General features: G+C 62.3%; 9 protein-coding genes and 1 pseudogene. 7 read left to right on the top strand and 3 right to left on the bottom strand.

Annotation, left to right across the window (positions count from 1 at the left end; translation table 11 throughout):
- From JUB11_RS05245 to fliP, 5 genes are all read left to right on the top strand, one after another.
- A partial coding sequence (locus tag JUB11_RS05245) for a hypothetical protein (protein WP_207456836.1) occupies positions 1–193 on the top strand: 193 nt, incomplete at its 5' end.
- A gap of 87 nt (positions 194–280) precedes the next feature.
- A complete protein-coding gene (locus JUB11_RS05240; protein WP_247886852.1) occupies positions 281–715 on the top strand; it encodes an EscU/YscU/HrcU family type III secretion system export apparatus switch protein in 435 nt (144 codons plus the stop codon).
- Entirely contained in the window at positions 712–1,101 is a 390-nt protein-coding gene (locus JUB11_RS05235) for a hypothetical protein (RefSeq protein WP_207456832.1), read from the top strand. Before JUB11_RS05240 ends, JUB11_RS05235 begins: the two co-directional genes overlap by 4 nt.
- 4 nt (positions 1,102–1,105) lie before the next feature.
- Entirely contained in the window at positions 1,106–1,468 is a 363-nt protein-coding gene (locus JUB11_RS05230; protein ID WP_207456830.1) for a flagellar biosynthetic protein FliO, read from the top strand.
- Positions 1,465–2,235: a flagellar type III secretion system pore protein FliP gene (gene fliP / locus JUB11_RS05225; protein ID WP_207456828.1), complete on the top strand. Its 771-nt coding sequence runs from the start codon at positions 1,465–1,467 to the stop codon at positions 2,233–2,235. The genes JUB11_RS05230 and fliP overlap by 4 nt, the downstream gene beginning before the upstream one ends.
- Positions 2,236–2,239: 4 nt before the next feature.
- Here the strand turns inward: fliP and JUB11_RS05220 are convergent, their stop codons facing one another.
- On the bottom strand, positions 2,240–3,658 hold the full coding sequence (locus tag JUB11_RS05220; protein WP_207456826.1) for a PLP-dependent aminotransferase family protein: 1,419 nt from the start codon (positions 3,656–3,658) through the stop codon (positions 2,240–2,242).
- A gap of 130 nt (positions 3,659–3,788) precedes the next feature.
- Between JUB11_RS05220 and JUB11_RS05215 the strand changes: the two genes are divergently transcribed.
- On the top strand, positions 3,789–4,652 hold the full coding sequence (locus JUB11_RS05215) for a DMT family transporter (protein WP_207456824.1): 864 nt from the start codon (positions 3,789–3,791) through the stop codon (positions 4,650–4,652).
- Positions 4,653–4,700: 48 nt separating this feature from the next.
- Positions 4,701–4,979: pseudogene (locus JUB11_RS05210) on the top strand (ISAs1 family transposase); the annotation flags it as partial.
- 961 nt (positions 4,980–5,940) lie between these two features.
- Here the strand turns inward: JUB11_RS05210 and JUB11_RS05205 are convergent.
- Together JUB11_RS05205 and JUB11_RS05200 are read right to left on the bottom strand one after the other, a co-directional pair.
- Entirely contained in the window at positions 5,941–7,638 is a 1,698-nt protein-coding gene (locus JUB11_RS05205) for an ADP-ribosylglycohydrolase family protein (RefSeq protein WP_207456822.1), read from the bottom strand.
- A gap of 21 nt (positions 7,639–7,659) precedes the next feature.
- Complete coding sequence (locus tag JUB11_RS05200; protein ID WP_207456820.1) at positions 7,660–8,337, bottom strand: DarT ssDNA thymidine ADP-ribosyltransferase family protein; 678 nt, start codon at positions 8,335–8,337, stop codon at positions 7,660–7,662.
- Between the last annotated feature and the right edge of the window lie 8 nt (positions 8,338–8,345).

Genomic DNA, 8,345 nt, shown 5'->3' with positions numbered 1-8,345 from the left:
CCCCCGCGAAAGCGGGGGTCCAGGACGTTTCCACAGCATTCGTTCTGCGGACTCCTGGATCCCCGCTTTCGCGGGGATGACGGAAAAGCAATTGTCTTTCAACACGTTACCGCTTGGCGAGATAAGTACACTCCATAGCGCTTTCGCGGGGATGACGGAAAAGATGCTTCTCCTTGAGCAGCTTACCGTATGAAGAAGAACCTCCCGCCGCGCCTTCAGGATTCGTTAAGCATGTTCCGCCAGTATGGCCCATCCATCTAGGCCATTCGGCAGAATTCGCTTGTCCGCCTCGCCCGGAAACACGCCTCCCGGTTCGCGTCCGCCCGCCCGCCGCCCCGTGGCGGTGGCGCTGAAGTACGAGTTCGGGGGGCAGTCCCTGCCCAAGGTCGTGGCCACCGGCAAGGGCCATGTGGCCGAGCAGATCCTGGAGCTTGCCTTCGCCAACGGCGTGCGGGTGCGCGAGGACGCCGACCTGGTGGAGGTGCTCTCGGCCATCGACGTGGACACCGAAATCCCCATCGAGGCCATCGCCGCCGTGGCCGAGATCCTGGCCCATGTCTACCGCGCCAACGGCACGGCACCGCCGCCGCCCGAACCGGCGCCGGAACGGCCCGCCGCGCCGGAGAGGGAAGCCGCGGACGCGCAGGCGGACGCGGACTCAGGCATGGCCCCGGAGGGGCTGGACTGGACGGAGCTGAAAGGATTGCTGCCGTGACGACACGCACCGACCTCCGCCGCGACCTCGCGGCCGTGGCCACCGCCCTGGAGGACGCCCGCGCCCAGGCCGAGGCCGGGGCGCCGCTCGACCTCGCCGGGCTGGACGAACGGGTCGGCGCGCTGTGCGCGGCCGCCGCCGGCCTGCCTGGCGCCCAGGCGAAGGAGCTTCTGCCCGAACTGGAGCGGCTGCTCGGCACGCTGGACTCGCTGGCCGGCTCGCTCGACCGGCAGCACGCGCTGCTGCGCGACGCCGCCGAGGGCCGCCCCGATCCCTACACGGCGCGCCAGCGCGCCACCGCCGCCTATGGGCGGTCCGCCCAGGGCGAGCCCGGCCCCGTCGCCATCGCGGCACCCTCCGCACCCGAATCCGAGAAGCCGGCCTGATCCCATGACGCTCGAACAGTATGTCCAGTTCGCTTCCGCCCTGCTCTTCGTCATCTTCCTGATCATGGCGGTCGGGTGGCTGCTGCGCCGCGTCGGCTTCGGCGGCATGATGGGCTCCAACGCGCGCCAGCGCCGGCTGGGCGTGGTCGAGGTGCTGGCGCTCGACGCCAAGCGGCGGCTCGTCCTCGTGCGGCGGGACGACCAGGAGCACCTGATCCTGCTGGGACCGGTCGGCGACCGGGTGGTCGAATCCGGTGTCCGCGCCGGTTTCCGCACCGCGCTGGGCGACGCGTCGGCCAGCACGCCCGCCCCCAACCCCGAGGCGTCCGCCCGGCCCGACGAGCTGAGCGCCCGGAGGCAGCCGTGACGGGCGCGCTCTCCCCCCGGCGGCTCGGCCTCGCCCTGCTGCTGGCGCTCGGCATCGGCCTCGCCGGCGCGCTCGCCGCCGGGCCGGCGCTGGCGCAGAGCATGACCTTCGACCTCGGCGACGCCGGGGGATCGGCGACCGGCCGCATCGTCCAGCTCGTGGCGCTGATCACGGTGCTGTCGCTGGCGCCCTCGATCCTGATCATGATGACGGCCTTCACCCGCATCGTGATCGTGCTGTCCTTCCTGCGTTCGGCTCTGGGTGTCCAGCAGGTGCCGCCCAACACCGTGATGGTGTCGCTGGCGATGTTCCTCACCTTCTTCATCATGGCGCCGGTGTTCGAGCGCGCCTACGAGCAGGGCATCCAGCCGCTGATCGCCGAGGACATCGACGAGATGGAGGCCTTCCAGCGCGTTGCCGCCCCCTTCCGCGAGTTCATGCTGCGCCATACCAACGAGCGCGAGCTGCGCCTGTTCATGGACATGGCGCGCATCGACAACGTGCAGGAGGAATCGCAGACGCCGCTCCAGGTGCTGGTGCCGGCCTTCATGATCTCCGAGATCAAGCGCGCCTTCGAGATCGGCTTCCTGCTGTTCCTGCCCTTCCTGATCATCGACATGGTGGTGTCGTCGATCCTGACCTCGATGGGCATGATGATGCTGCCGCCGACGATGGTGGCGATCCCCTTCAAGATCATCTTCTTCGTGCTGGTGGACGGCTGGTACCTGATCGCCGGCTCGCTGGCCCGCAGCTTCGGCACGTTGTAGCCGGTCACCCGCGCATCGCGCGTTCCAGCACCTCGAAGACGCGCGGGTCGCGCGACTGCGCCGCGTTGAAGCGCAGGAAGCGGCCCGCCGAGCCCGACAGGCTGAAGGCGTTGCCGGGCGCCAGCACGACCCCCTCGGCCAAGGCCCGCCGCGCGATCTCCGCCGCGTCCAGCCCGTCGGGCAGGCCGCACCACAGGAACATGCCGCCGCGCGGCTCGATCCAGGGCGTCAGCCCGGCGACCCGCAGCCGCCGCGCCGTCTCCCCCATGACGCGGGCGAGGTTCTGCCGCAACCCCTCCACATGCCGTCGGTAGGTGCCGTCCTTCAGCAGGGCCAGCACCAGCTCCGCCGAGAAGGGGCCGCTGCCGAAGGATGTGGCGACCTTCAGGTCGAGAAGCCCCTCGAGCCAGTCGGGCCGCGCCGCGATGTAGCCGCAGCGGATGGCGGCCGACAGCGTCTTGGAAAAGCTGCCGATGCTGATGACCCGCTCCAGCCCGTCGAAGGCGGCGAGGCGCGGCGCCGGCTCCGGCTCGAAGTCGGCGAAGATGTCGTCCTCAACGATGGTCAGCCCGTGCTGCTCGGCGAGCTTCAGCAGCCGGTGCGCCACCGCGGGCGCCAGCGTCGCGCCGGTCGGGTTGTGGAGGGCGGCGTTAGTGATGTAGAGGCGCGGGCGATGCTCCGCGAGTGCGGCGGCGAAGCGCTCGATGTCCGGCCCGGCGGGGGTGTAGGGCACGCCGACGACGGTCGCCCGGTGGGCGCGCAGCATGGCGTGGAAGTTGAAGTAGCAGGGATCGTCCACCAGCACCGTGTCGCCGGGCTCGATCAGGAAGCGGCACAGCAGGTCGATCGCCTGCGTGCCTGATTCGGTGAGCATGATCTGCTGCGGCCCCGCCTCGATCCCACGCTCGGCCAGCCGCCGGCAGAGGAGCTGCCGCAGCGCCGGCAGCCCGAGCGGCGGGCCGTAGTCGGTGACGCCGACCTGGGGCGAGCGGGCGAGCGACCGCAGGCTCCGCCGGATCGCCTCCTCCGGCATCCAGGAAGCCGGGAGCCAGCCGCAGCCGGGTTTCAGCACCTCCTCCCCCGCCTCCAGCGACTGGCGGGAGATCCAGAGCGGATCGACGGCGCGGTCCAGCCGGGGGCCGAGGTCGGCGAGCGTCAGGGGCGGCGCGTGGCCGGCCACATAGAATCCGGAGCCGCGCCTGGGCTGGATCACCCCCTCGGCGGCGAGCCGGTCGTAGGCCTCGACCACCGTCGATTTCGACACGCCCGCGGCCTCCGCGAAGGCGCGGATGGAAGGCAGCTTCGCACCCGGCGCCAGCGTGCGCCCGGCGATCCGCTGCCGGATCGCCATCATGACCCTTTCGACCAGCGTGCCGCCCTCCCCACTGGAAAGCTCCACGCCCGCGACGCCCGACCCGTCCATCCGTACCGCTCCCCGGAGCATGACAGTTCGGGCAAACTGTAATGGACTGTCCCTGGAAAGGCCATGGCCCGCCGCGCGATAAGGCGGGCGACAGAGGCCGCCATTGGGCCGCGCGCGGCGGAGAGCGACGATGGACCGATCGGTGGTTGGCTGGGTCAACGGCTTCCTGGGAATGCTGATCTTCAGCGGCTCCCTGCCCGCCACGCGGGCCGCCGTGGCCGATTTCGAGCCGCTGTTCCTGACGGTCGCCCGCGCCTCCATCGCCGCACTGCTGGCGCTGGCCCTGCTGCTGGCCCTGCGCGTCCGCCGGCCGGACCGCGCCGACCTCCTGCCCCTGATCGTCGTGGCGGGCGGCGTGGTGGTGGGCTTCCCCCTGCTGACGGCGCTGGCGCTGCGCCACGTCACCTCGGCCCATTCGCTGGTCTTCATTGGCCTGCTGCCGCTGGCGACGGCGGCGTTCGGCGTGCTGCGCGGGGGCGAGCGCCCCAAGCCGGCCTTCTGGCTCTTCTCCGGCTGCGGCAGCCTGCTGGTCGCCGGCTTCGCCCTGTTCCAGGGCGGCACCGCCTCGCTGGCCGGCGACGCGCTGATGCTCGCCGCCATCCTGCTCTGCGGCCTGGGCTACGCGGAGGGCGCCCGGCTGTCGCGCCGGCTGGGCGGCTGGCAGGTGATCTCCTGGGCGCTGGTCCTGTCCCTGCCCGTCATGCTGCCCCTGATGCTCGGCACCCTGCCCCGCTCCTGGGCCGCCATCGGGACGGGCGCCTGGATCGGGCTCGGCTATGTCAGCCTGTTCAGCATGCTGATCGGCTTCATGTTCTGGTACCGCGGCCTGGCGCTGGGCGGCATCGCCGCCGTCGGGCAGTTGCAGCTCCTCCAGCCCTTCTTCGGCCTGACGCTCGCCGCGACCCTGCTGGGCGAAACTGTCGGCTGGCCGATGGTGGCCGTCACGGGAGCGGTCGTGGCCTGCGTGGCCGGGGCCAAACGCTTCGCCCGCTGACCGCCCCGCTCAATGGGCGGCAGCGAGCCGGTCGCGCTGCTCGTGCAGTTCCTGTCCTCCGCCCCTCTTGACGCGCGGCTGTTCGCCCATGCCGTACGCTGCCACTGGCACGTGGAAAACGGCCTGCACTGGGTGATGGACGTCGTCTTTCATGACGACCTCTGCCGCCTCCGCTCCGACCGCGGGCCGCAGAACATGGCCGTCTTGCGCCACATGGCCATGAACCTGCTGCGCGCCGCTCCGGGAAAGCAGAGCTTCGCCGTTCAACGCAAAAAGGCATCATGGAACAGCGATTACCTGGAGGCCGTTATCCGCCAACCAGCCTGAAACCGTTCAAGCGATTCCCCTGGTCGTCCCTCGACGACAATGGACGTCCCAAGCTGGTAAGAAGTGACGCTTGCTGTCGATAATAACACACTCGACATCTTTCTGCACATAGGACAAGCAGGCCTAATGGGTCTTGGCTTAGCCCTGCTGAACGCACCAGTAATGAGATACTCAGACATACAGCCATTTTCGCCGAAAACTTTACCGATTACACTGCGTTCATACGCGGCCTGAAAAGCTTGGCCATAATAGGAGCAGCCGCTCATAGCTTATTGCGTGTTCATGATGGCGATGGGCCACCATCGTCAGAATAGGTGGGCGAAAGGGCGAGCTTAGCGGTATGGTGTCGGGAGCGCTCCGCACGCACCCGCAGCCGAGAGTCGGGACAGCACCGGCCGAAAATCTGGGGCCGCGTCACGTCAGGCAGAATCGTCAGCAGGACAACGTGGTCGTAGGCATGGTGATCCACTTGGCCATGGGTCATGATGTCCGAAGAACAGCGGGCGCACACATACCATGGCAGTTGTTAGTGTAGTGGGGCCGGGGACAAGTTCTCGCGTAGCCGCAGGCTTCTAGGCTTGCTTCGAACGCAACGGCCGACAGCAGGCTGGATTTGTTCGGCGTCTTCGGCGGCTGTCCCAGTTTCGCTCTGAGCGCTGCGATACGATCCGGTGGCGCCCGAGCCAGCGTGTCTTTATCCTCCAAGTTCAGGCAATGTCGGCCGCGGCGCGTCATCATGACCTTGACCCACATCGGGCTTTGCGTCGCAACACCTATTAGCTCACATCCATCAATACGCCAAGCGCGTGATGCTGCAACACCAGTTCCGGCAATCCGGTGAACATACCTAATTTGGTTGTTGGAAGATAATGGATGCAGGCATCACAACCCTGCATCCCGTATATCTTATTCCTCTGTCGAGTTTTCTAATGTCCTTTTGGAATTTTATTAACCATGGACCCTAACGTCTGCTATTTCTTCTGTTTCGAGCAAGATGAGCTTTTGCAAGAATAGCAGAAAATGCCATCGCCCGTTCAATACCCTCCTCAGAATTTAGGCACTCCAGAAAACACACCCCAATAACTCGCTCATCAAAGTTATTTCTTATGACCTCATCAGTTATCATATCAAGCGTCCTTCCTTTCTGCAATCGTCCGTTATGACTTAATGCTGCGTTTGGCAGACTCCGGAGATCCAACTCTTCTTTCTTAAAATGCTCACTTACATTAAGCGGCAACTTTTCCTGATGCAGCACGCCAGCATCTTGAGACTTAGATGCCGACCTACTTTTTCCTTGCTCTAAGGGCGGAAGATTATAAGCCGGAACCACCCCCGCCATTTCCGATTTCATTTTACATAGAACAGTTTGACCAAATGGAAGACGCGCCCATTGCCATGAAAAATTCCCTGAAATCCACCTCTCCCCAAACACTTCTATTTTCCCAAGACCAGCGATAGCGAGACCATCCTCAATTTTACCCACTCCATCACTTTGCGTAGTGGGAGCCTGCCAAGAGAACAGGTCAGGATAAGGGAAACTTTCTTCTGAAGCCCCCTTGGCTATACGCGCAAGCCTTTGGGCTTGTGCGACAATATATGCATGATCCTGAATAGGCCATTCAGGAGCATGATTGCTGGTCGCGCCGAGAATAGCTCCTACCATTGTTGCAATTGTATCAGTGTCAGAGCCGATAACATTCACAACCTCAACTAACGCAAATTCGATCTGATCATATTTATATAGCCATGCAGCTGAAACTGCAGCTAACGCTGAATGGAGGCCAGCGCCACGTCGCTCTTCTGACCGCATGTCTAATGCATCTAAAACCCTGACGTATGCATCGAAGGACGGGCTTTCTATAGCAACAGAAAGACGGCGCAATAATTGCTTTGCTTCATTTATCGTTGCTTCGATTGCATGGCCAAAAGGCTTCTGGCTCTCCGCCTCCCATGAGCTTAACCAAAATCTACTAAGCTGTGGATCCGATTCGAGCGCACTCTTTACTGACCGGAAGCCGTCTTCAATGAATTCCTCCCAAGACTCAGGAGAGGGCACACGTCCCTCTCTAAGCGCATATGCTACACAGTCCGCATGAAATACCGCTCCAAGTATACCTCGCATATGGCCGTGAGTAACGACAGCATCTCGAATAACGTTTCCCAGATAACTCCGTTTAGCACTGCCACCAGTTTGCCATACATGCGGCTGTATGCGCATAGCGGCTCCGTTTCCGCCCGCGTCGACGTAGCCACGCCCATTGCCACCAGTGAAAAAGTTGGAGTACCAACTGACATCACGCTTGGAAAGGTTCGTGGCTGCAGCTTTAGTTCCTCGCCCCGCGCCGAGTGAATAATTCAGCCATACTGGTAATTCGATTTTAGCAAATGCTTCTGTATCAAACGATCCATCTCCGCGAATTGAACGGCAAACCGCTATTCGGAGCTGTGTATCATCGGAGTACGTCCCTTCAGGGAGTTGAACCGTCGCACCATTCATACCTCCGATTTTTCGCCGCCAGCTGACTGGTCGGCATAGCCGACCTTTGCCGATGCGTCGAATCAAACCTGCCTCATCTGTTAATTCAGCTATCCAGCCAAGCGCATCGCCGGCGGCCGCCCACAATGCGGAATTGGTGACGGCGGTATCGACATCGGGCACCTTGCTCTCCCATTTCCAAGCCTAGTTCGGCTGACCGTCGAATTTAGACGGATCTAGAAGGACTGCAACATTTGAACGCTGATATCTGCGTAAACAGCCAGCGGCGTGATCAGCTTCGTCCTCAGTCCGAGCGTAGACCCTCATGAGATAGTCTAACGAAAGCTGGCATGGGTAAAGTACCTCAGCCTGCTCACAGGTTGTAAGTCGTTCGGCACGACGGGCACGATTAGCATACCAAGAAGCTTTACGCTGTATATTAGGAGCAAACATGGCCTCTAATCCTTGCCCATGTCGTGCTCTTTTTACATAAGGAACATATATATTATTCGTAGTCGTGAAATATACGTTTTCATGAGTCAGAATTTCTGAGGAAAATGATAATATCAAAAACCACCTGTCTGATCCATGATGTCGCCTCTGCGCAAAGCTAAAGAACCTATAATTTATCTCAGATACAGACATATTGACATAGTCCAGCCAATTCTCTGTTTTATCAAACCATTCCTTTCCTTCTTCTCTATCAGCAGTAGGCGCCATGATGTACGATAAGTGCTTTTCATTTGGAAGGCGATATCTTGACAAAACACTTCCCATTTCAAGACATCCCACGAATCCGTTGTTTGTTGTAAAATGCAAAACTTCTTCAATACCTCGACTCGCAATTATACTTTCAACAGGTGGCTTCATGCTATTGACCATTTGCGATC

The organism is Azospirillum sp. SYSU D00513 (assembly GCF_017356015.1).
Taxonomy (GTDB): Bacteria; Pseudomonadota; Alphaproteobacteria; order Azospirillales; family Azospirillaceae; genus Azospirillum.
The sequence above is the reverse complement of the archived record's forward strand: the minus strand, read 5'-3'. Positions and strand labels throughout refer to the sequence as shown.

What these genes read in the sequence shown, in the direction of transcription:
- JUB11_RS05230 (WP_207456830.1), top strand. Translation starts at nt 1,106, where the DNA reads ATGACGCTCGAACAGTATGTCCAGTTCGCTTCCGCCCTGCTCTTCGTC.
- JUB11_RS05220 (WP_207456826.1), bottom strand. Translation starts at nt 3,658, where the DNA reads ATGGACGGGTCGGGCGTCGCGGGCGTGGAGCTTTCCAGTGGGGAGGGC.
- JUB11_RS05215 (WP_207456824.1), top strand. Translation starts at nt 3,789, where the DNA reads ATGGACCGATCGGTGGTTGGCTGGGTCAACGGCTTCCTGGGAATGCTG.
- JUB11_RS05200 (WP_207456820.1), bottom strand. Translation starts at nt 8,337, where the DNA reads ATGGTCAATAGCATGAAGCCACCTGTTGAAAGTATAATTGCGAGTCGA.